A 21,628-nucleotide genomic window follows, 5' to 3' on the forward strand; every position below is an offset into this window, starting at 1 on the left:
ATGAACCGCATTGCGCCGGAAATTGTCAGGCGGTATGGTGGGCGATTACCTGCTAAAAACACTACAGCTGCACCTATGACTTTTTCACTTTTCGGCGACAAATTTACCCGTTACGCGGGCATTACCCGTTTAATGGATGACCTGAACGAAGGCCTGCGCACCCCCGGTGCCATCATGCTTGGCGGCGGTAATCCGGCGCAAATTCCAGAGATGGAAAGCTACTTCAAGCAACTGTGTCAGGACATGCTCGACCAGGGCAAACTGACCGAGGCGCTGTGTAACTATGACGGCCCGCAGGGCAAAGACTCCCTGCTGAAAGCGCTGGCCAAATTGCTGCGCGACGAGCTAGGCTGGCAGATCTCTCCACAGAATATTGCACTGACAAATGGCAGTCAGAGCGCGTTTTTCTACTTGTTTAACCTGTTTGCCGGCCGCTATGCCGACGGCAGCCGCCGCCGCGTACTGTTCCCGCTGGCGCCGGAGTATATCGGCTATGCCGATGCCGGGTTGGACGAAGGGCTGTTTGTCTCGGCCAAACCCAACATCGAACTGCTACCGGAAGGTCAGTTCAAATATCACGTTGATTTCGAACATCTGAACATCGGCGATGATATCGGCATGATCTGCGTATCACGCCCGACCAACCCGACCGGCAACGTGATCACCGACGAAGAGCTGATGAAGCTCGACCGACTGGCGCAGCAGCGCAACATTCCGCTGGTGATCGATAACGCCTACGGCGTGCCCTTCCCCGGCATTATCTTCAGCGACGCAACGCCGCTGTGGAACCCCAACATCATTCTGTGCATGAGCCTGTCGAAACTCGGCCTGCCCGGTTCACGCTGCGGCATTGTGATCGCCGATGAAAAGACCATCAGCGCCCTGACCAACATGAACGGCATCATTAGCCTGTCACCGGGCAGCATGGGGCCGGCGATGGCAACGGAAATGATTGAACGCGGCGACCTGCTGCGCCTGTCCAACGAAGTGATCCGCCCCTTCTACAAACAGCGTGTCGAGCACACTATCGAGATCATTCGCCGCTACCTGTCACCGGAACGCTGCCTGATCCATAAACCGGAAGGGGCCATTTTCCTCTGGCTGTGGTTCAAGGACCTGCCGATCACCACCGAGCTGCTTTATCAACGTTTGAAAAAACGTGGCGTGCTGATGGTGCCGGGCCACTACTTCTTCCCGGGGCTGGAGCACGAATGGCCGCATACCCATCAGTGCATGCGGATGAACTACGTGCCGGATCCGGAGAAGATTGAGCGTGGCGTGGCGATCCTGGCGGAAGAGATTGAACGCGCGCATCAGGAAGCGGGCTGATCGTTGAGACGGGGCACCCAAGTGGCGCCCCGTCGTTTTACATCGCCCAGTTTTTTACATTGCCCAAAAAAGTACCGCCAGCAACTGCGGTGACATGATGCGCAGGAACATCGCCAAAGGATAAACCGTGGCGTAAGACAGCGCGGCAGCACCGCTGGTCGGGTGCAGGCCGTTAGCGAAGGCCAGCGCCGGCGGATCGGTCATTGACCCCGCCAGCATGCCCGACAGCGTCAGGTAGTTCATCTTGCCCACCGTCCGTGCCAATACGCCCACGCTGAACAGTGGGATAGCGGTAATCAGCGCACCATAGCCAATCCATGCCAGCCCTTCGCCATTGATCAGCGTATCGACAAAATTGCCACCCGACTTCAACCCGACCACCGCCAGAAACAGCACGATCCCCAGTTCCCGCAACGCCAGATTGGCACTGGGCGGCATAAACCAGTACAGCTTGCCGATGCTGCCGATACGCCCAAGGATCAGCGCCGCCACCAGCGGGCCACCGGCCAACCCCAGCCGCAGTGCCGCCGGGAAGCCCGGTATAAACAGCGGGATAGATCCCAACAGCACGCCCAGACCAATACCGATAAACACCGGCAGCATTTGCACCTGCTGGAGCTTCTGCTGGGCGTTGCCGACAATCGCCGCCACCGCCTCGATGGATTCGGGCCGCCCCACCAGGTTGAGGATGTCACCAAATTGCAGCGTCACATTGCTGCCGGCCACCAGTTCGACCCCGGCACGGTTGAGGCGCGAGATCACCACATCGTATTTTTGCTTGAGATTCAGATCGCGGATTTTGCTGCCCAACACCTTCTCATTGGTCACCACCGCTCTCACCACCTGCAGCTCTGTACCGCGCGTTGAAAGCGAGACGTCGACCTCTTCGCCAATCACCAGCCGGGCATTTTCCAGGCTTTCGCGCTTGCCCACCAGATGCAGGTAATCGCCCAGTTCCAGCCTCTCCAGCGGGGCCGGCACCATCAGCAAATCGCCGCGTTTCAGGCGAGAACAGATGATATCCTCACCGTTCAACAAGGGGACATTTTTGATAGCCATTCCCTGTAGATTCGGGTTTCGCACCGCCACGTTCATGGTGTGCAACAGTTCGCGCTGGTTGCCCAGGCTGCTTTCAAACGCCTGCGCCTCTTGTTCGATATTAATGCGGAAAAACAGGCGTATCAGCCACATCACCAACAGAATGCCGCAGATGCCAAACGGATAGGCCATGGCGTAACCCATACCCATGCGATCGACCAGTGCCGGATCTGAACCCAAATCGGTAAGGATTTGCTGCCCGGCACCGAGCGCGGGAGTATTGGTGACCGCCCCGGAGAACACGCCGAGAATGATTGGCAACGGCACGGCAAACAGCTTGTGAACTACCGCCGCGACCAGCCCACCGACCAGCACCAGTAAAATGGCAAAGCCGTTGAGCCGCAGCCCAGAGACCCGCAAGGAGGAGAAGAAACCCGGTCCGACCTGAATACCAATGGTGTACACGAACAGGATCAGGCCGAACTCCTGAATGAAGTGCAGCATGTCGCCATTAAGATTGAGCTGCCAGCTCTGGGCGAAATGCCCAACGATAATGCCACCGAACAGCACCCCACCGATGCCCAGCCCTACCCCATAGATTTTCCAGTTACCCATCCACAGCCCGAGAACGGCCACCAACGCCAACATACTGACGGTCAGGGCGATTTCGCTCATAGCTCACATCCTTGCCAGAAGTTTAACAACCGGTTTGCGGTTAAAAGCACACAATTAACAGGGATTCTGGCACAGGCGGGAAAGGGTGACTGTGGCTTGTGCCACAGAAAGCAAAGGGGGAAGCCCATAAGGACTTCCCCCTGAAAATTTAACTGTTTCTCAGTCGGTTATTTGGCTTCCAGCCCTGGCGTGGTGCCGATGGCAATCCGCTGTGGCTGCAGGGCTTCCGGCACCTGGCGCACCAGATCGATATGCAGCAGGCCATTTTCAAACTGGGCCTCGGACACCTGCAAATGCTCAGCCAGCGTGAAGGTCAACGTGAACTCTTTGCACACCAGCCCCTGATGCAGATATTCCACCTGTTTTTCCGATGGCGTCGGCTTACCGCGCACGGTCAGGCGTGGGCCTTCGACTTCGATATCCAGTTCGCTTTGTTTGAAGCCGGCCAGCGCCAGAGAAATGCGGTAGTGGTTATCGTCGCTTTTCTCGATGTTGTATGGCGGGAACCCTTGCGGCTCCTGGCCGCCCATTGAACTGGCCAATTTGTCAAAGCCGATCCACTGACGCAGTAGTGGGGATAAGTCGTAATTACGCATAATATTAACTCCTTCTATGAAGCGAGATGAGGTTTAATCGCCCCCTGACGGCAGGCAAGTTAACTAACATTCATTGCAGCGGCGGTTCATTCCGCCGATGAAATAAGAATTATTTAATTTCTATCCGGCGCGGTTTTAATGTTTCCGGCACGATACGTTCCATATCGATATACAACAGGCCGTTTTCCAATTTGGCGCCTTTAATTTGGATATGCTCGGCCAACTGGAATTTACGTTCAAAGTTGCGCTCGGCAATGCCTTGATATAAGTAGGTTCTTTCCGCTGGTTCGTTATTATGAGCACCACGCACAATCAACAGGTTATCCTGAGTCGTGATCTCGAGTTCTTGCTCGGCAAACCCAGCCACCGCGATGGCGATGCGGTAATGATTTTCATCCACCAGCTCAACGTTATAAGGGGGATAGCCGCCATTACCCTGACTCTGCCCCGCCTCCAACGCATTAAACAAACGGTCAAAGCCAATCGCGGAACGGTAGAGTGGAGAAAGATCGAAATTACGCATAAAACAGCCTCCTAAGGCACTTCAGCGAGGTTTAATAATTAGGCCTTCCATCATGGACAGGCTAAATAATCAGAATTCCCTTACGGCGAATTCTTAATTTACTTCTGATAAGAAAATGGGGGTGGCTTTCACCATTTCAAGCGGCGATGATCAAAAAAATGATAATCAGTGCGGCGAAAGTTTTTTTATCCCTTACAATAAACTGAGACGGCCGCCACAGAGCGGGCTCTTGCTCCTTTTAAAACATCCACAAGATGTTATAGATCAGCAGATTTTTGGGGAACAGCACCCTGCAGGATGGAATAATGAAAACGATAAGAGTCATAGCAACCAGTTGCATGCTGTTAGCGACCAACGGCTGCTCCAGCGTGATGAGTCACACCGGCCCGAATCAGGGCTACTATCCGGGTACCCGTGCCAGCATGGACGTGCTGAGGGACGACAATACCAGTTGGGCGATGATGCCACTGGTGGCGCTGGATCTGCCATTCTCGGCGGTGATGGACACGGTGTTACTGCCTTACGACTATATGCGCTCCGGCAGTGACGGTACCGCAGACTCGCCGAAAGCGCGTATCTTGCGTGGCGAAGAACAGAATCTGGCCGCCAGCGGTGACCCCGCCCATGCCGCCACGGCAACCCCACATTAAGCGACTCTGATGCGGGCTGTTCGCCCGCCGTTACTCACACCTCGGCCACAAAAATCTGGCTGAATCCACCGATCTCACGCATAAACGCCACTTTGCTACCGTCAGGTGAGAACACAATAGCGTCCCCCGAAGGCGGTAATGTCGTTCGCTGCGTCAGGCGTTGCATCCGTCCGCTGGCTACCTCACATAACATCAGGCTGTTATCACACACCAGCGCGATACGACCGCCCTGCGGATGCCAACTGAACGCCGATTGAATACCTTGCTCACCCTGCGTGACCTGACGCGGATCGCCGCCGTTGGGTGAGACAACCCACAGCTGTACCACGCCCGCGTCATCCTTCATCAGGCAGGCAATCATACTGCCGTCGGGTGAACTGCGCAGCCAGTGGCGGGGAGTGGTCGCCACACCGGGGAAACGTCGCTGGCCGGTAAAGGTCAGTCGACGTTGGCGTACCCCCAGCGGGGGGGCAGGTAAATGGGTGGCAGTACCTTGCAACGGCCGGGCACCGGCTTTGGCGTAATCAGCATCATCCTGCGGCAAATCAACGATGAACACCTCCGGCAGCTTTTCGCCGCTGCTGGAAATCGTATCGCCAATAAACGCCAGCGCCCAGCGCTGTTGCCGCCCATCAGGCCGGGTATAACCGCCCAGGCCAACCCAGCCCTCTTCATAGGCCCGATTAATTTGGTCACTGCCCGGCTGCGGTTGTGGCGTTGTCTCGCTGACCAATACGCAGTAATGGCTGCCGTCATATTCACGCGGATGCTGCTTGGGAGGATTCACGCCCTGTAATGGCACGGCTACCCCCACGTTGCGCAGATCCAGCGCCGGGTCCAGCTCATGCATCACATGGTCATTATAAGTAAAGCTCAGGCGGCTGCCGTCCGGACTAAATACGTGCACGTGAGTGCCGCCGCGCAGTGCGCCGGGAGTATAGGGCGCGGTGATATCCATCGCATCGAGGGTAATGGCCAGCTCGCGATCCGGTTCGCTGACAATCACTCCGCGACGATGGTGAAAATCGTAATGCCAAACGCTATCAGGATGCTCCGGGCCGTGGATAAATACATAACGGGCCGGTGCGTCCGGGCTGACGGTCACCACGCCCACGTGAGCACCGTGTTGGGCACGGTACACCACTTCTACCACGCCGCTGTCGACGTTCACCCGCTCAATGCTCAGGCCGGTGAAAGAAGCGCCGCTCGGGCGTACGTCGTAAGCCAGCCACTGGCTGTCCGGCGTCCAGACGTTAATATTGGTTAGCTGATGCCCACGTGGATCAAAAGTCAGCTGTTTTTCCCGATGGCTCATGGCGGCTCCCCTGCTCATGCTGGCACTGAGCCGCCATCTTACCGGATCAGCCGACGCGTTTCACATCACCCACCAACAGCAGATACGACAACGCGCCGAGTAGAGCCACAACGGCGATATAAATCAGTGAGGGTGCAAAACCATAATCTTGCGCCAGATAGCCCACCACCAGCGGTACTGTGATGCCCCCCAGCCCGCCGACAAAGTTAAACACCCCACCGGTCAAGCCAATCAACCGGGTCGGTGCCAGCGATGACACCAGCGACCAGGTAATGGAGGCGAAACCGTTGCCAAAGAATGCCAGCGCCATCAGCACCATAATCCACAGCGGATCGTCAGTGTAATTGGCGCCCATGATGCAGGTAGATAGCAACAACCCGCAGATGATCGGCGTTTTGCGCGCAAAACCAATTGAACGACCGCTGCGCAGCAAGCGATCGGCAACAAAACCGGATAACAACACACCGCAGAACGCCGCCAGGAAGGGCACCGTGGTCATAAAACCGGCGGTCAGTGCGGCAATGTGTTTTTCCTGCGTCAGATAATTCGGGAACCAGGTGAGGAAGAACCACAACGTAGAGGTAATGGCGAACTGGCCGAGATACACCCCCACCAGCTTGCGGTGAAACACCAGTTTCCAGTCAGCGGCGGTGAGCGCGACGCGGTTTTTCTTTTCCGACGCCACGTCGCCGTCCACCATACCGCCACCGGCCTGAATATATTTCAGCTCGGCGTCATTCACCCCTTTGCTGTTGCGCGGCGACTGATAAACACGCTGCCACACCAGCGCCCAGACGATACCGACACCGCCGGTGATGATGAACACCCAGTGCCAGCTAAGGATCTCTTGTACCCAGATCAACAGCGGCGTCAAAAACGCCAGCCCGACAAACTGCCCGGAAGTATAGAACCCCACCGCCGAAGCACGCTCCTGCTCGGGGAACCAACTGGTGACGATGCGATTATTGGTGGGGAATGCCGGCGCTTCAAACAGTCCGGTCACCGCACGCAGGCCAATCAGTGATACCAGGCCACTGGCGAACCCCTGCAGCAAGGTGGCGATCGACCAGCCCATAATGGCAATAAAATAGGTCAGCTTTGAGCCGACACGATCCAGAAACCAACCGCCAGGGATCTGACACAGGGTATAGGTCCAGGCAAAAGCAGAGAAAATATAGCCCATCTGCGCCTTGCTGATGCCGAACTCCTGCTGAATATGCGCCGAAGCCACTGCCAGATTAGCGCGGTCGACATAGCAGATCACCACGGTGACAAATATCATTAATAACGTTAGATAGCGGCGCTTACTTTTTGGTGCTGAGGTCAAGGTTGTATCCATTATCGTTATTCCGTTATTTTTCGGATTTTAATAATAGCGGTGCGATGTTGTAGGGTAGCGCCGCCGAGTAGATTTACTGGTGATGATTTAAAATTCTCAGATGACACACTGAGGAAAACCCACCTGACGGCGGCATTAACCTGTTATGGAAATACGTTAACGATATATGTTTTTCTTAAAAGAATAATAAAACCCACATAATTGAGAATTGCGACTGATTATTCATTGCTTAGCCTCTCATTATTTATTTCATGTTTGTCCCTCGCCTGACGGCGACGTCAAGCGAGACACCATTGAAGTATCTTTTCAGAATGAATTTAATAATTATTATTTAAAGCTGTATTACCACTCGGCAACTGCGCCGTCAGGATAGCGCCACACGGGATTACGCCAGTCCGTCGCTTGTTTGCTGCGCTCGATCACCAGCTCTTCGTTAATCTCCACCCCAAGACCCGGTTTAGTCAGTGGGTAGAAATGGCCATCGGTCATTTTGAAATCGTCTTTATTCACTACGTAGTCCAGCAGTTCGGCCCCCTGATTGTAGTGAATGCCCATGCTTTGCTCCTGGAACACCGCGTTACGCGCCACAAAATCCACATGCAAACAGGCAGCCAACGCAATCGGCCCCAGTGGGCAATGCGGTGCCAGCGCCACATCATAGGTCTCGGCCATGGCAGCGATCTTGAAACATTCGGTGATGCCACCGGCGTGAGACAGGTCGGGCTGAATAATCGCCAGGCCGCCCTCTGCCAGCACCCGTTTGAAATCAAAACGCGAATACATACGTTCACCGGCAGCAATCGGGATATGCGTCTGCGCTGCCAGGCGCGGATAGTACTCGGCCTGTTCCGCCAGCACCGGTTCTTCGATAAACAGCGGGCGGTACGGCTCCAGTTCTTTAATCAGGATTTTAGCCATCGGCGCATCGACACGACCATGGAAATCCAGACCGAACTCGATACGATTGCCAAAGGCTTCGCGGATCTGCGCCACCACCGCCACCGCAGCATCCACCTTGCGCGCACTGTCGATAATGCCCATTTCTTCGCAGCCGTTGAGCTTAAAGGTGTCGAAGCCGATTTCCGTCAGCTTGTTGATACCGGCGATCACGTCGGAAGGACGATCGCCCCCGACCCAGCTATACGCCTTGATTTTGTCGCGCACCAGACCGCCCAGCAGCTGATAAACCGGAACCCCCAGCGCCTTGCCTTTGATATCCCACAGCGCCTGATCAATACCGGCGATCGCACTCATCAGGATGGGGCCGCCGCGATAGAAACCGCCGCGGTAGAGCGTCTGCCAGATATCGTTAATCCGCGCGGGATCCTGGCCCACCACGTATTCCGACAGCTCGTGCACCGCCGCCTCCACGCTGCGCGCACGCCCTTCAATCACCGGCTCGCCCCAACCGACGATGCCTTCATCGGTTTCAATCTTCAGGAACATCCAGCGCGGCGGCAGCCGATAGGTGGTCATTTTGGTTATTTTCATTGAGTGGCTTCCTTATAGGCTCGAACAAAAGCGGCCGCCTGCTGAGCGGTGCGTTCCACCGATTGGCCGGCGCGATACAGATCGCCCCCCAACCCGGCCCCCACGCAGCCTGCGGCCAGATACAGATGCAAGTTTTCCGGCGTGATGCCGCCGACGGCAAAAACAGGGATCTGAGGCGGCAGTACCGCTTTCAGCGCCTTGATGTAATCCGGGCCAAAGGAGACCGAGGGGAAAATCTTCAATGCCTGGGCACCGGCTTCCAGCGCGTTGAATGCTTCCGAAGCGGTGGCACAACCGGCGCAAACCGTCATGCCCAGCGCCACGGCCCTACGGATCACCGCCGGTTGGGTATTGGGGGTCACCACCAGCTGGCCCCCCAGCGCGGCCAACTCTTCCACCTGCGCAGGTTGCAGCACGGTGCCGGCACCGATCAGGGCGCGATCGCCGAATTTCTTCACCGTATCGCCGATGCTTTGCTGCCAGTCCGGCGAATTCATCGGTATTTCAATCGCATCGAACCCCGCCTGCAGCAAGGTTTGCACGTGATCAGCCACTTCCTGCGGCGTAATGCCGCGCAGGATGGCGATCAGCGGCAGTTCAGTGTTCCAGCTCATGCACAATACTCCTTATTCCCGATTGGAAAGCCCGATCGCCCTCCAGGATCTGGTGGCGTATCCCGGCCATAGTCAGTGCCTGGGCATAACGCTCGCCAAGCTGCGGGTTGCCGATCACCGTTAATGCGGCATCAGGCGGCAGCGGGTATTCACGCTGCATCTGCGCCACTTCGTTACCGATCAACAAGCCGGAAAGCCAGTCACTGACGGCGCTTTTTTCCAGTTTGCCGAGCACGTGAGCGGCGCGGGTTTCAAATAAACGTCGCACGATGTGGCTTTCATTCATGCCGACTTCCAATCCGTTGGTAAACGCCAGTGGATTAGGCCGTTGTTCATTCACTCCCACGCCAATCAACGAATGGCTGAGCAGCAAATGATGCAATTCGCCGGTCATCACCGTGCGGAAATCCGCCAGGGTGTCACCCTCCATGCGCACCCATTTGCTGTGGGTACCGGGCATGACATACAGCGTCGCCGGCTGTTCGGCATAGGCGCCAATCAACTGGGTTTCTTCACCGCGCATGACGTTGCAGTTATCTTCACGTTCGATACAGATGCCCGGAATAATCCAGGCCCGATAAGGTAAAGCCTGCTCTACCGTCGTTAACTGTTGGGCAACCTCGGTCAGGCGGGTTGGGCAATGCAGATAAGGCACCTGCAGCCAGCCGGCATTGCTGCCGACCATCCCTGCCATCACCACCGGCAGCGGCTCCGCCCAACGCGCCATCAGCTCGCTGAAAACCTGCTGCGGCGTGCGGCCATCAAGGCGGGTAACACCAGCCTGCGACTGCAAGCTATCAACGCAGATGCCCTGTTCGTAACGCCAGGCGCGCAGGTTGGTGGAACCCCAGTCAATCGCGATAAAGCTGTCACTCATGTTATATCCTTTAAGCGTTTGGTCGAGCTGGCGATCATCGCCAGTGCCGCCTGCTCTGCGGCATTCGCATCCTGATGACGGATGGCGTCATACAACTCCTGATGCTCGCGCAGAGTACGTGGCATATTGTCCTCATCCGACATGTAGGTGCGCTCAAACACCGCGCGCTGCAGCGAGCTGATCGCCACGCTAAGCTGCTGCAAAACCGGGTTGTGCACCGCCGCCAGCACCGCTTCGTGATAGCGAATGTCGGCCTCATTAAAGCGTTCGCGATCCTGATGGTGGATTTTCATGTCGTTCAGCGCCGCCTCGATCACCGCCAGTTCACTGGAGGTAGCACGCTCCGCCGCCCAACGGGCAATAGTGGGTTCCACCAGGTTACGCACCTCACTCATCGAGGCGATCAGCCGTGGATCATAATCCTGTGCCAGCACCCAATTAAGGACGTCGGTATCCAGATAATTCCACTGGCTGCGTAGCGTCACGAATGCGCCACGATAGCGCTTCACCTCCACCAACCGTTTGGCCATCAGCGCACGCAAGACTTCGCGGATGATATTGCGCGAGGTTTCAAACTCTTCGCACAGCTCCGTTTCTGCGGGGAGTGCCGCCCCCGGGACATATTTGCCACCGACGATCTGCTGGCCCATCTCGATAATGATGCGGTCGGTTTTACCGATCTGCTGCTTGTTCATGATTTCTCCGTGGCATTCGCCATGCTGTGATAACGGATTTACTTTACCCGCGTCTCCCATTGGCGTCCTGCGGTTGCAGCACAATCTTGATAACTCACCTCAACAACAATGGTCATATTGTAGCTCCAAAAATAAATGTTGTACTACAATATGGATCACAAAATAGACAACTCAAGTTGGTGGGGATGCCAATAACCAATGGCAGTCGTCGAATGATCATCGTTGGAACGGATCCGAAAGCTTATCGGTTTACAAATTAGAAAATTAATTCTAAATTGGATTTTTAAATCCAAATGAAAGTTCACCATGCTGAGTCGCTACCACGCCATCGCCGATGCCATTACGCTGTTGTTTGCCCCTTACGCCGAAGTGGCACTTCATGATCTCGCCAGCCAGAAGCTGGTTTACATCAGCAATAACCGCTCACAGCGTGAGCTGGGCGAAGACTCCAACCTGAGCGAGCTACAGGGCGATCAAGGCTTGCAGGTGATCGGCCCCTATCTGAAGCGCAATTGGGATGGCAGCCAACTGCGTTCTATCAGCGCGGTATTGCGCGACGATAACGGTGGCCCCATTGGCCTGTTGTGCATCAATCTTGATATCACCGTGCTGGAAAGCGCCAAAGCTGCGCTGGAAGTCTTCCTGGGTGGCAATGCCCTGCAACCACAGCCGGACGTGCTGTTCCAGGATGACTGGCAGGAACGCATCAACACCTTCATTCATCAATGGTTGCAACAGCGCCAACAAACGCTCGGCACCCTTAACGGTGCGGGCAAGCGGGCCATGGTGGAGGCGCTCTATCACCAGGGGGCTTTCAAAGGAAAAAACGCCGCCGGCTACGTCGCCAAGATCCTTGGTATCGGCCGCGCGACCGTTTACAACTATCTGAAAAATATCAAGGAGTCTGTATGAGTCAGCTATTTGACGCGATTGTTTCCGCCCATCAGCAATTGCGCCCGCAGGTTCGCGTGACCCCGCTGGAACGCAGCGTACTGCTGTCACAGCAGTTAGGTTGCGAGCTGTATCTGAAGTGCGACCATCTGCAACATACCGGCTCTTTCAAATTTCGCGGCGCCAGCAACAAACTGCGGCTGCTGAATGACCAGCAGCGCAGCCGCGGGGTGATCGCCGCCTCGACCGGTAATCACGGCCAGGCCGTCGCGTTGGCTGGCAAACTGATGGGCGTCAGCGTGACGGTATATGCCCCAGAAACGGCGGCTGCGATTAAACTGGAGACCATCCGTGCGCTGGGTGGCAAAGTGGAACTGATACCTGGCGACGCACTGAATGCCGAGCAGGCGGGAGAAAAGGCAGCCACTGAGCAAGGCAAAGTCTATATCTCGCCCTATAACGACCCACAGGTGATTGCCGGTCAGGGCACCTGCGGCATGGAGTTGGTAGAGCAGCAGGCGGAGTTGGATGCGGTGTTTGTTGCCGTGGGTGGCGGTGGCTATATTTCAGGAATTGGTACCGTTTTGCAGCAATTATCGCCGAAAACCCAACTGATTGCCTGCTGGCCGGAAAATGCCACCAGCATGTATAGCGCACTGCAGGCGGGCCACATCTATCCGGTGGAAGAACAGGACACGCTGTCAGATGGTACCGCCGGCGGCGTTGAGCCGGATGCGATCACCTTCCCGCTGTGCCAGCAGGTGATTGACCGCAAAGTCTTGGTCAGTGAAGCGGAAATCAAACAGGCCATGCGCCAGATTGCCGCCAGCGATCGCTGGATTATTGAAGGTGCTGCCGGGGTGGCCTTGGCCGCTGCCATCAAACTGGCACCGGAATTTCAGGGCAAAAAAGTGGCGGTGGTACTGTGCGGGAAAAACATTGTGCTGGAGAAATACCTCAAGGCAATCGCCGATGAAAATCCTTAATAAGCGGCAGATCCTTGAAGCTTTCGATGCAGATGCCGTCACATTGTTGCTAAAAAAGGGATTTATTGCCTATTCCCAACGGCAGGTGCAACAACCGCCGGTGCAGCATTTTCTGTTTGAACAGGCGGCGGGTGACTGCTGCATTAAATCGGCCTGGCTGGAGGGGGACGAACAATTTGTCGTCAAAGTTTCCTCTGGCTTTTACCGTAATCCCGCGCAGGGGCTGGCCAGTAATCAGGGGCTGATGATGGCCTTCTCGGCGCAAACCGGCGAACCCCAGGCATTGTTGCTGGACGAGGGTTGGTTAACTGCGTTACGTACCGCGCTGGCCGGACGCATTGTCGCCGAGCTCTGTGCTCCAGCATCGATCCCGGCGATTGGCATTGTCGGCTGCGGCATGCAGGCCAGACTGCAGTTACAACAGCTAAAATCCCTGACCGCCTGCCGTGAGGTTTGGCTATGGGGCCGTAACGAAGAGGCTTTGCAAGCCTATCGGCGCGATGTCGAAGCCGAAGGCTTCCGGGTGAATATCACCCAGGATGCCGCGGAACTGGCGGCGCACTGTCGGTTGATTGTCACCACCACCCCGAGCCGCGAACCTATTCTGCAAGCGGCGGATATTCAGCCCGGTACCCACATTACCGCCGTCGGTGCTGACGCCCAGGGCAAGCAGGAGCTGGCGGCCGATCTGGTGGCCAGGGCGGATGTGCTGTTAGTGGATGCTTTGGCACAGTGTGCAGATTATGGTGAGATCGCCACCGCTTATCGGCAGGGTTTACTTAAATCGACGCCGATCGTCGAATTGGGTACGGCATTGGCTCAGGGGATAAAAGTGCGCAGCGATGCTCAGCAAATCACGCTGGCCGATCTGACCGGGCTGGCGATTCAGGACGTACAGATTGTGAAGGGTATTTTGGCTCGGATATAGAATGTTTTTAGGGGCGCGACTGCGCCCCTTTAAATCGAATCACTGTCAGGCATTCAGCACAAACTTCTCGATGGCGCGGGCTACACCGTCTTCGGTATTGGTGCTGGTAACAAACTGCGCTACCGCTTTCAGTTCCGGGATGGCATTACCCATCGCCACGCCAACGCCGGCATACTCGATCATCGCGGTGTCATTGGCCTGATCGCCCAGCGTCATCACGTTTTCACGCGCAATACCAAGATGATCGGCCAGCATTTTCACCCCGGTCCCCTTATCTACTTTCTGGTGCAGAATTTCCAGGAAGTAAGGCGCGCTTTTCAGGATGGTGTAACGTTCCCGAGCTTCGGCCGGGATGCGGGCAATGGCGCTATCGAGTAACTCTGGCTCGTCGACCATCATCAATTTCGGGAAACGAATCTCAGGATCCATCTCTTCCACGCTGCGGTACTTCAGCGGAATACCGGTCATCTCCGACTCATGTACGGTGTATTTGCCGATATCCTTGTTTGGGGTATACAGAGTGTCAAAATCAAATGCCTGGTAATGGACGCCCAACTCGCGAGCCATCTGCTCGAAATAGAGATAATCCTCAAAACCCAGCGTTTCCTGCAGGATGCAGGCACCGTCTACCGCCTGTAAAACCAGTGCGCCGTTATAGGTTATACAGAAATCACCGGGCCCCTGAATATCCAACTGTCGCAGATAGTCCTGCACGCCGACATAGGGCCGTCCGGTTGCCAGCACCACATGCACCCCTTTGCGGCGTGCCTCGGTGATCGCCTGCTTTACCGCCGGCGTAATCTGGTGCTGCGGGTTGAGTAGCGTGCCGTCCATATCAATCGCAATCAATTCAATAGCCATTCGAGCCTTCTCCCAGTGGTTTTTCCCCATGCTAACGCGTTTCAGCGTGTAATGTCAGCGCCAAAAAAGGCGTAAAAAAATCCGCGCGGGTTGCCCGGCGCGGATTTTCACAGCCATCAATGCGTTAGATATCGATGTTTGCCGCTTTCAGGGCATTTTCTTCGATAAAGGCACGACGAGGCTCAACCGCATCACCCATCAGGGTGGTAAACAGTTGGTCAGCAGCAATGGCGTCCTTCACGGTCACGCGCAGCATGCGGCGGCTTTCCGGATCCATGGTGGTTTCCCACAACTGCTCTGGGTTCATTTCGCCCAGACCTTTATAACGCTGTACTGCCAGTCCGCGGCGTGACTCTTTCACCAGCCACTCCAATGCCTGCTCGAAGCTTTCAACGGGTTGACGACGCTCACCACGTTCGATGAAGGCATCTTCTTCGATCAGGCCGCGCAGTTTTTCACCCAGCACGCAAATTTTGCGGTATTCGCCGCCGTGGATGAAGTCGAAGTCCAGCGCGTAGTCGGTATCCACACCGTGGGTACGGATGCGCAGTACCGGCTCAAACATCTGGCGCTCACGGTTCTCAAAGATCACCGAGTCATAGCTGCTGCCGTGCTGTTCTTTGTCGTTCAGCAATTTCACCAGCGAATCAATCCAGGTCTTAACCTTGGCCTGATCGCTCAGATCGCCTTCCAACAAAGTCGGCTGGTAGATCAGGTTGTTCAGCAGTGCGCGCGGGTAGCGGCGCTCCATGCGACCGATCAGCTTCTGCACGCTGTAGTGCTCGGCAACCAGTTTTTCCAATGGCTCACCGGCAAGCGCTGGGGCGCTGGCGTTGGTGTGCAAGGTTGCACCGTCCATCGCGATGGCGATTTGGTACTGATCCATCGCCTCGTCATCTTTGATGTACTGTTCCTGCTTGCCTTTTTTCACCTTGTACAGCGGCGGCTGAGCAATGAACACGTGACCGCGCTCAATGATTTCCGGCATCTGACGGTAGAAGAAGGTCAACAGCAGCGTACGGATGTGCGAGCCATCGACGTCGGCATCGGTCATGATAATGATGCTGTGGTAACGCAGCTTGTCCGGGTTGTACTCATCGCGGCCAATGCCGCAGCCCAGCGCAGTGATCAGCGTCGCCACTTCCTGCGAAGACAGCATTTTGTCGAAGCGTGCTTTCTCAACGTTGAGGATTTTGCCTTTCAACGGCAAGATTGCCTGGTTCTTACGGTTACGTCCCTGCTTGGCAGAGCCGCCCGCAGAGTCCCCTTCCACCAGGTACAGTTCGGACAGCGCCGGGTCACGTTCCTGGCAATCTGCCAGTTTGCCCGGCAAGCCGGCCAGATCCAATGCGCCTTTACGACGGGTCATTTCACGCGCTTTACGTGCCGCTTCACGGGCACGTGCCGCATCGATGATTTTACCGACGACAATTTTCGCATCGCCCGGATTTTCCATCAGATAATCGACCAGCTTCTCGTTCATCAGTGTCTCAACCGCGGTTTTCACCTCGGAAGAAACCAGCTTGTCTTTGGTCTGAGAAGAGAACTTCGGATCCGGTACTTTCACCGAAACCACGGCAATCAGGCCTTCACGCGCATCGTCACCGGTGGCGCTGATTTTGGCTTTTTTGCTGTAGCCTTCTTTATCCATGTAGCTGTTCAGGGTACGGGTCATCGCGGTACGGAAACCAACCAGGTGGGTACCCCCATCACGCTGTGGAATGTTGTTGGTGAAGCAGTAGATATTTTCCTGGAAACCGTCGTTCCACTGCAGCGCCACTTCCACACCGATGTCGTCTTTCACGGTTGAGAAATAGAACACGTTTGGATGGATCGGAGTTTTGTTCTTGTTCAGGTACTCAACAAACGCCTTGATACCACCTTCGTAGTGGAAGTGGTCTTCTTTGTCGGTGCGCTTGTCTTTCAGGCGGATAGACACGCCAGAGTTCAGGAATGAGAGTTCGCGCAGGCGCTTGGCCAGAATGTCGTACTCAAATTCGACATTGTTGGTGAAGGTTTCATAGCTCGGCCAGAAGCGCACCGTGGTACCGGTCTGATCGGTTTCACCGACCACTTTCAGCGGCGCCTGTGGCTCGCCCATGGCGTAGGTTTGCTCGTGCACCTTGCCTTCACGACGGATAACCAGTTCCAGCTTCTCGGACAGGGCGTTAACAACAGAAACCCCTACGCCGTGCAGACCGCCGGAAACCTTGTAGGAGTTGTCATCAAATTTGCCGCCGGCATGCAGTACGGTCATGATCACCTGTGCCGCAGAAACCCCTTCCTCTTCGTGAATACCGGTCGGGATACCACGGCCGTCATCCTGTACCGAAACGGAGTTGTCGGCATGGATGGTCACCTGGATGTCACTACAGTGGCCAGCGAGTGCTTCGTCGATAGCGTTGTCCACAACCTCGAATACCATGTGGTGCAGACCGGTGCCATCATCGGTGTCGCCGATATACATGCCCGGGCGCTTACGCACCGCGTCCAGCCCTTTTAATACCTTGATACTTGAGGAGTCATAAGAATTCGACATCAACGTTTCTCGCTCATTTTAGTCCTGTGGTTGAACCTCTATTTTACCTTGTTCCACGCGGAACATCTTGCCCTTTTCACCGGCCATATCGGTCACTTGTTCAGCACTGACAGCACTGACAAAAACCTGGGCCTGGGTGGCTTTCAGGCGATCGGCCAGCAACCGGCGACGGCCGGTGTCCAGCTCGGAGGCAAAATCATCAATCAGATACAGGCAACGCCGCCCGCTCTGCCGGGTGAGAAACTCACCCTGCGCTAAGCGCAACGCGCACATCAGCAGTTTCAGCTGACCGCGCGATAACAAATCCTCTACCGGCGTGCCATCGGCACGGATGCGAAAGTCCGCTTTATGCGGCCCCACCGCGGTATAGGTTAACGCCCTGTCGCGCTCAAACTGGCGCTCCAGTAGCTCTCCGTAGTCACTCTCTTTGTCCCAGCCACGCTGGAAAGAGAAACTCAGGGCAAATTCGGGCAAAAACTGCGCGCATGTCGCGGTAATATCCGCGGCAATCGCGTCGCTGTAAGCTGCCCGCCACTCGCTGATACGCTCGGCCAACGGGATCAATTCCTGATCCCAGGCACGGATCTGCGCATAGCGACTGACCTGGCGCAGCGCGGCATTGCGCTGCTTCAGTAACCGTTTCAGGTTGCTCCAGGCGGTGAAAAAACCGGGTTCGTTATGAAAACAGCCCCAGTCCAGGAAGGCGCGCCGGAATTTCGGCCCACCGTTTAGCAGGGTAAAACCTTCGGGGGTAATCAGTTGCATCGGCAAAAGCTGCGCCAGTTCAGCCACTTTGTGGCCGTCGCTGCCATCGATGCGCACCTTGCTGTCCCCCTGACGGCTCTTGCTTAATCCTACGGATATTTCACGCTCTGCACCGTCAATACGGCCGTGCAAAATAAACTCAGGCTGGTCGTGGCGGATCACCCGACCGGCCTGCAGGCTGCGAAACGCCCGCCCGTGCCCAAGGGTATACACCGCCTCAAGCACGCTGGTCTTTCCGCTGCCATTGGCACCCACCAGAAAGTTGAATCCCGGCGCCAGCGCCAAATCGGCAGCTTCTATATTACGGAAATCTTTAATCAGTAAACGCGTCAGAGCCATGCAATCTCTTTACCCATGACGGTAAGTTATTCAACCTTATATACCCTATGGATTTCAAGTTGCGGCTAGGCGGCCAGCTAGCTTATCCCCAGGCGCTTACTTAACTAAGTAACTGGGGTAAGCTAGTGCAGCTAACAACGCTGCAGCTTGAAAGACGACGGGTATGAACTACAACCGCATTGGCATGACGACGTACGCAGCAGACTTACTGGCACCGTCTTCGATCTGCACGCTGGAAACCGAGTCGGTCAGCAGCAGGCGCACATCTTCACACTTGAGCGCGTTCAATACGTCCAGCACGTAGCTGACGTTGAAACCAATTTCCATCTCGGTGCCGTCGTAGCTGACATCGAGGATCTCTTCCGCTTCTTCCTGTTCAGGGTTGTTGGCGGTGATCTTGAGTTGGTTTTGGCTGACATACAGGCGCACGCCGCGGAACTTTTCGTTCGACAAAATGGCCGCACGAGCAAACGCCTGCTTGAGCAGATCGCAGCCGGCTTCCAGCGTTTTGTCCGGGTTCTTCGGCAATACGCGACGATAGTCAGGGAAACGGCCATCAACCAGCTTGGAAGTGAAGATAAAGTCACCGACGTGGGCGCGAATGTTGTTACTGCCGATCTGCAGCTGCAGCAGCGTATCGCCACCGTCCAGCAGACGCACCAGCTCCATCACCCCTTTACGCGGCACGATCACCGAATGCGATGGCAATTGCTGGCCGATCGGCATTGAGCACACCGCCAGGCGGTGACCATCGGTCGCCACGGTACGCAGTTCTTCACCTTCGGTTTCGAACAGCATGCCGTTTAAGTAGTAGCGCACGTCCTGATGAGCCATCGAGAACTGCGTGGCTTCGATCAGGCGCTTAAGGGTCGCCTGCGGCAGAGAAAATTCAACTTCACTCTGCCAGTCGTCCAGGTTCGGGAAATCCACCGCCGGCAACGTAGAAAGAGAGAAGCGACTGCGGCCGGAACGCACCAGCATACGCTCGCCTTCCAGCGTCACAGTGATCTCGGCCCCTTCAGGCAAGCCACGGCAGATATCAAAGAGTTTACGCGCGGGGACGGTAGTCGCGCCCGCCTCATGAGGTTGGGACAGGGCAACGCGTGCCACCATCTCCATCTCCAGATCGGTGCCGGTCAACAGCAGGCAGCCTTCCGTCACCTGCAACAGCAGGTTACCCAGAATTGGCAGCGTTGGGCGGCCGCCCAGCGGGCTGCTCACCTGTTGCAGTGGTTTTAGCAGATGCTCACGTTCAACGATAAATTTCATAGCGCTAGGAAGATAATGTTCTGATTAAATTGGAGAAATCTTCTTTGATGTCGTGACTTTCCTCACGCAGCTGCTCGATCTTCCGGCAGGCGTGCAACACCGTGGTATGGTCGCGGCCACCAAACGCATCGCCGATTTCTGGCAGGCTGTGGTTGGTGAGCTCTTTTGCCAGCGCCATCGCCATTTGGCGGGGACGGGCAACGGAACGCGAGCGCCGCTTGGACAACAAATCAGCGATTTTAATTTTATAGTATTCCGCCACCGTCTTTTGAATATTATCGATGGTGACCAGCTTTTCCTGCAGTGCCAGCAGATCGCGCAGCGCTTCACGCACGAAATCAATGGTAATGGCACGGCCGGTAAAGTTTGCGTTGGCGATCACGCGGTTCAACGCCCCTTCGAGCTCACGCACGTTGGAACGCAGGCGCTTGGCGATAAAGAACGCCACTTCGCCCGGCAGACGGATATTATTCTCGTCGGCCTTTTTCATCAGGATCGCTACGCGGGTTTCCAGCTCCGGCGGTTCGATCGCGACCGTCAGCCCCCAACCGAAGCGGGATTTCAGACGATCTTCCACGCCGTTAATCTCTTTCGGATAACGGTCCGAGGTCAGGATAATCTGCTGATTGCCTTCCAACAGGGCGTTAAAGGTATGGAAGAACTCTTCCTGCGAACGCTCTTTGTTGGCAAAAAATTGGATGTCATCGATCAGCAGCGCATCGACCGAACGGTAATAACGCTTAAATTCTTCAATGGCGTTGTTCTGCAAGGCTTTGACCATGTCCTGCACAAAGCGTTCAGAGTGCATATAGACCACTTTGGCGTTGGCCTTGCGTGCCATGATGCCGTTGCCCACCGCATGCAACAGGTGAGTTTTACCCAGACCGGTGCCGCCATAAAGGAACAACGGGTTATAGGCACCGCCCGGGTTATCGGCCACCTGACGGGCCGCCGCACGCGCCAACTGGTTGGATTTACCCTCAACAAAGTTATCAAAGGTGTGCTTTGGGTTAACGTTGGAGCGGTAAGAAAGCTCAGGCTGCGGCGCCGCGTTGTCCCAGCTTGGGCGGGATGGCGCTGCAACGCGAACTATTGGCGCGCTGGGTGCGCTAACGCTGGCGGTGACGGTCTGGCTGATGATTTGGGAGAGGGGTTTACTGCCCACTTCAAAACGCAGCAATGGGGCATCCGTACCGCAGAAATCATTCAACAGGCCATTGATATTGTTTAAGTACTTATCGCGAACCCAGTCCAGCACAAAACGATTGGGCGCATAAAGCGCCAGGGTGTTGTCACTCAGTTCCGCCTGCAATGGGCGTATCCACATACTAAATTCTGTGGCAGGTAACTCATCCTGCAATCGGGCAAGACACTGCTGCCAAAGCGAAAGTGACACGGCGGACTCCACTCGAACAAGATCAATAAAAGAAAAGAATCAGGCTAATTTTTTTATAACTCATGATTTTTGACACATACCCGGCATCGGCTGTTTGCCTGTGGGGGATGCGAACCGCCTTTCACGGTTTATGTCCCTCACGATCCCCGCTTGAGAGATCGCGATCGGAATGACGGATCATAGCGCAATCCGCGCAAGAGATCCTCCTCTTCATCACAGATTAGATCCATTTTATCCACAGGCCCCGGCCTGCGGCGATCTTTTCGCCAGCCTCGCTACATTGCAGGCAAAAACCCGCCTGCGGAAAGGTATTTTTTACATTGTCAACCGGTTATACCCTGTTATCCACGCCGGATCCTTGGCTTTCCCCCCAAGGATCGCATCGGGATCCTTGCGATTTACCCCCGAGTCCGTATAATCTTCGCCCTACGTGTGTACCTGGTTCCTAAATGGTGTGTCATTAACCGGACAGGATTCTGCGGTGACCACGGGCCAATACCGGATTTTACTCC

At 55.7% G+C, this 21,628-nt stretch carries 19 protein-coding genes; 5 read left to right on the forward strand and 14 right to left on the reverse strand.

The window, feature by feature from the left end:
- Window positions 1-75: 75 nt before the first annotated feature.
- A complete protein-coding gene (locus tag FCL49_RS19475) occupies window positions 76-1,329 on the forward strand; it encodes a valine--pyruvate transaminase (protein ID WP_174354804.1) in 1,254 nt (417 codons plus the stop codon).
- A 54-nt stretch (window positions 1,330-1,383) separates the two neighbouring features.
- On the opposite strand, the gene FCL49_RS19480 is transcribed toward FCL49_RS19475, so the two are convergent.
- The 3 genes from FCL49_RS19480 to ibpA form a co-directional block, all read right to left on the reverse strand.
- Complete coding sequence (locus tag FCL49_RS19480; protein ID WP_174354805.1) at window positions 1,384-3,042, reverse strand: putative transporter; 1,659 nt, start codon at window positions 3,040-3,042, stop codon at window positions 1,384-1,386.
- Window positions 3,043-3,209: 167 nt separating this feature from the next.
- The gene (gene ibpB, locus FCL49_RS19485) at window positions 3,210-3,638 is read right to left on the reverse strand and encodes a small heat shock chaperone IbpB (RefSeq protein ID WP_135314580.1); all 429 of its coding nucleotides are present in this window, start codon (window positions 3,636-3,638) and stop codon (window positions 3,210-3,212) included.
- Between the two features lie 109 nt (window positions 3,639-3,747).
- Complete coding sequence (gene ibpA / locus FCL49_RS19490; RefSeq protein WP_004950577.1) at window positions 3,748-4,161, reverse strand: small heat shock chaperone IbpA; 414 nt, start codon at window positions 4,159-4,161, stop codon at window positions 3,748-3,750.
- Window positions 4,162-4,466: 305 nt separating this feature from the next.
- On the opposite strand from ibpA, the gene FCL49_RS19495 reads away from it, so the two are divergent.
- Entirely contained in the window at window positions 4,467-4,811 is a 345-nt protein-coding gene (locus FCL49_RS19495; protein ID WP_174354806.1) for a YceK/YidQ family lipoprotein, read from the forward strand.
- A gap of 34 nt (window positions 4,812-4,845) precedes the next feature.
- Here FCL49_RS19495 and FCL49_RS19500 read toward each other — a convergent pair whose 3' ends face one another.
- The 6 genes from FCL49_RS19500 to FCL49_RS19525 all read right to left on the reverse strand — a co-directional run bounded on the left by FCL49_RS19500 (window position 4,846) and on the right by FCL49_RS19525 (window position 11,142).
- The gene (locus FCL49_RS19500; RefSeq protein WP_174354807.1) at window positions 4,846-6,126 is read right to left on the reverse strand and encodes a DUF3748 domain-containing protein; all 1,281 of its coding nucleotides are present in this window, start codon (window positions 6,124-6,126) and stop codon (window positions 4,846-4,848) included.
- 46 nt (window positions 6,127-6,172) lie between these two features.
- Entirely contained in the window at window positions 6,173-7,465 is a 1,293-nt protein-coding gene (locus tag FCL49_RS19505; RefSeq protein WP_174354808.1) for an MFS transporter, read from the reverse strand.
- A 342-nt stretch (window positions 7,466-7,807) separates the two neighbouring features.
- A complete protein-coding gene (gene dgoD, locus FCL49_RS19510; protein ID WP_126501183.1) occupies window positions 7,808-8,956 on the reverse strand; it encodes a galactonate dehydratase in 1,149 nt (382 codons plus the stop codon).
- A complete protein-coding gene (locus FCL49_RS19515; RefSeq protein ID WP_174354809.1) occupies window positions 8,953-9,570 on the reverse strand; it encodes a 2-dehydro-3-deoxy-6-phosphogalactonate aldolase in 618 nt (205 codons plus the stop codon). The genes dgoD and FCL49_RS19515 overlap by 4 nt, the downstream gene beginning before the upstream one ends.
- Window positions 9,554-10,447: a 2-dehydro-3-deoxygalactonokinase gene (locus FCL49_RS19520; RefSeq protein WP_174354810.1), complete on the reverse strand. Its 894-nt coding sequence runs from the start codon at window positions 10,445-10,447 to the stop codon at window positions 9,554-9,556. The genes FCL49_RS19515 and FCL49_RS19520 overlap by 17 nt, the downstream gene beginning before the upstream one ends.
- Window positions 10,444-11,142 (reverse strand): FadR/GntR family transcriptional regulator, encoded by a 699-nt coding sequence (locus FCL49_RS19525; RefSeq protein WP_174354811.1) that lies wholly within the window; start codon window positions 11,140-11,142, stop codon window positions 10,444-10,446. The genes FCL49_RS19520 and FCL49_RS19525 overlap by 4 nt, the downstream gene beginning before the upstream one ends.
- Window positions 11,143-11,448: 306 nt before the next feature.
- On the opposite strand from FCL49_RS19525, the gene FCL49_RS19530 reads away from it, so the two are divergent.
- The 3 genes from FCL49_RS19530 to FCL49_RS19540 are packed head-to-tail and all read left to right on the forward strand — an operon-like array spanning window position 11,449 to window position 13,947.
- On the forward strand, window positions 11,449-12,054 hold the full coding sequence (locus FCL49_RS19530; RefSeq protein WP_174354812.1) for a helix-turn-helix transcriptional regulator: 606 nt from the start codon (window positions 11,449-11,451) through the stop codon (window positions 12,052-12,054).
- On the forward strand, window positions 12,051-13,019 hold the full coding sequence (locus tag FCL49_RS19535; RefSeq protein WP_174354813.1) for a threonine/serine dehydratase: 969 nt from the start codon (window positions 12,051-12,053) through the stop codon (window positions 13,017-13,019). The genes FCL49_RS19530 and FCL49_RS19535 overlap by 4 nt, the downstream gene beginning before the upstream one ends.
- A complete protein-coding gene (locus FCL49_RS19540; protein WP_174354814.1) occupies window positions 13,006-13,947 on the forward strand; it encodes an ornithine cyclodeaminase family protein in 942 nt (313 codons plus the stop codon). The genes FCL49_RS19535 and FCL49_RS19540 overlap by 14 nt, the downstream gene beginning before the upstream one ends.
- Before the next feature lie 45 nt (window positions 13,948-13,992).
- On the opposite strand, the gene yidA is transcribed toward FCL49_RS19540, so the two are convergent.
- The 5 genes from yidA to dnaA all read right to left on the reverse strand — a co-directional run bounded on the left by yidA (window position 13,993) and on the right by dnaA (window position 21,116).
- Window positions 13,993-14,808 (reverse strand): sugar-phosphatase, encoded by an 816-nt coding sequence (yidA, locus tag FCL49_RS19545; RefSeq protein WP_174354815.1) that lies wholly within the window; start codon window positions 14,806-14,808, stop codon window positions 13,993-13,995.
- Between the two features lie 124 nt (window positions 14,809-14,932).
- A complete protein-coding gene (gyrB, locus tag FCL49_RS19550; protein ID WP_174354816.1) occupies window positions 14,933-17,347 on the reverse strand; it encodes a DNA topoisomerase (ATP-hydrolyzing) subunit B in 2,415 nt (804 codons plus the stop codon).
- A gap of 18 nt (window positions 17,348-17,365) precedes the next feature.
- Complete coding sequence (gene recF / locus FCL49_RS19555) at window positions 17,366-18,451, reverse strand: DNA replication/repair protein RecF (RefSeq protein WP_012004508.1); 1,086 nt, start codon at window positions 18,449-18,451, stop codon at window positions 17,366-17,368.
- Between the two features lie 168 nt (window positions 18,452-18,619).
- Window positions 18,620-19,720, reverse strand: a complete 1,101-nt coding sequence (gene dnaN, locus FCL49_RS19560; protein WP_012004507.1) for a DNA polymerase III subunit beta — start codon at window positions 19,718-19,720, stop codon at window positions 18,620-18,622.
- A 4-nt stretch (window positions 19,721-19,724) separates the two neighbouring features.
- Window positions 19,725-21,116: a chromosomal replication initiator protein DnaA gene (gene dnaA / locus FCL49_RS19565; protein ID WP_012004506.1), complete on the reverse strand. Its 1,392-nt coding sequence runs from the start codon at window positions 21,114-21,116 to the stop codon at window positions 19,725-19,727.
- Window positions 21,117-21,628 lie beyond the last annotated feature (512 nt).

It is taken from the genome of Serratia proteamaculans, assembly GCF_013337185.1.
Lineage (GTDB): Bacteria > Pseudomonadota > Gammaproteobacteria > Enterobacterales > Enterobacteriaceae > Serratia > Serratia proteamaculans_D.

Coding starts and splice junctions, on each gene's coding strand:
- FCL49_RS19480 (WP_174354805.1), bottom strand. CDS start 3,042: ATGAGCGAAATCGCCCTGACCGTCAGTATGTTGGCGTTGGTGGCCGTT.
- FCL49_RS19535 (WP_174354813.1), top strand. CDS start 12,051: ATGAGTCAGCTATTTGACGCGATTGTTTCCGCCCATCAGCAATTGCGC.
- dgoD (WP_126501183.1), bottom strand. CDS start 8,956: ATGAAAATAACCAAAATGACCACCTATCGGCTGCCGCCGCGCTGGATG.
- recF (WP_012004508.1), bottom strand. CDS start 18,451: ATGGCTCTGACGCGTTTACTGATTAAAGATTTCCGTAATATAGAAGCT.
- gyrB (WP_174354816.1), bottom strand. CDS start 17,347: ATGTCGAATTCTTATGACTCCTCAAGTATCAAGGTATTAAAAGGGCTG.
- yidA (WP_174354815.1), bottom strand. CDS start 14,808: ATGGCTATTGAATTGATTGCGATTGATATGGACGGCACGCTACTCAAC.
- FCL49_RS19520 (WP_174354810.1), bottom strand. CDS start 10,447: ATGAGTGACAGCTTTATCGCGATTGACTGGGGTTCCACCAACCTGCGC.
- FCL49_RS19525 (WP_174354811.1), bottom strand. CDS start 11,142: ATGAACAAGCAGCAGATCGGTAAAACCGACCGCATCATTATCGAGATG.
- ibpA (WP_004950577.1), bottom strand. CDS start 4,161: ATGCGTAATTTCGATCTTTCTCCACTCTACCGTTCCGCGATTGGCTTT.
- FCL49_RS19505 (WP_174354808.1), bottom strand. CDS start 7,465: ATGGATACAACCTTGACCTCAGCACCAAAAAGTAAGCGCCGCTATCTA.
- FCL49_RS19515 (WP_174354809.1), bottom strand. CDS start 9,570: ATGAGCTGGAACACTGAACTGCCGCTGATCGCCATCCTGCGCGGCATT.
- FCL49_RS19495 (WP_174354806.1), top strand. CDS start 4,467: ATGAAAACGATAAGAGTCATAGCAACCAGTTGCATGCTGTTAGCGACC.
- dnaN (WP_012004507.1), bottom strand. CDS start 19,720: ATGAAATTTATCGTTGAACGTGAGCATCTGCTAAAACCACTGCAACAG.
- FCL49_RS19500 (WP_174354807.1), bottom strand. CDS start 6,126: ATGAGCCATCGGGAAAAACAGCTGACTTTTGATCCACGTGGGCATCAG.
- FCL49_RS19540 (WP_174354814.1), top strand. CDS start 13,006: ATGAAAATCCTTAATAAGCGGCAGATCCTTGAAGCTTTCGATGCAGAT.
- FCL49_RS19475 (WP_174354804.1), top strand. CDS start 76: ATGACTTTTTCACTTTTCGGCGACAAATTTACCCGTTACGCGGGCATT.
- FCL49_RS19530 (WP_174354812.1), top strand. CDS start 11,449: ATGCTGAGTCGCTACCACGCCATCGCCGATGCCATTACGCTGTTGTTT.
- ibpB (WP_135314580.1), bottom strand. CDS start 3,638: ATGCGTAATTACGACTTATCCCCACTACTGCGTCAGTGGATCGGCTTT.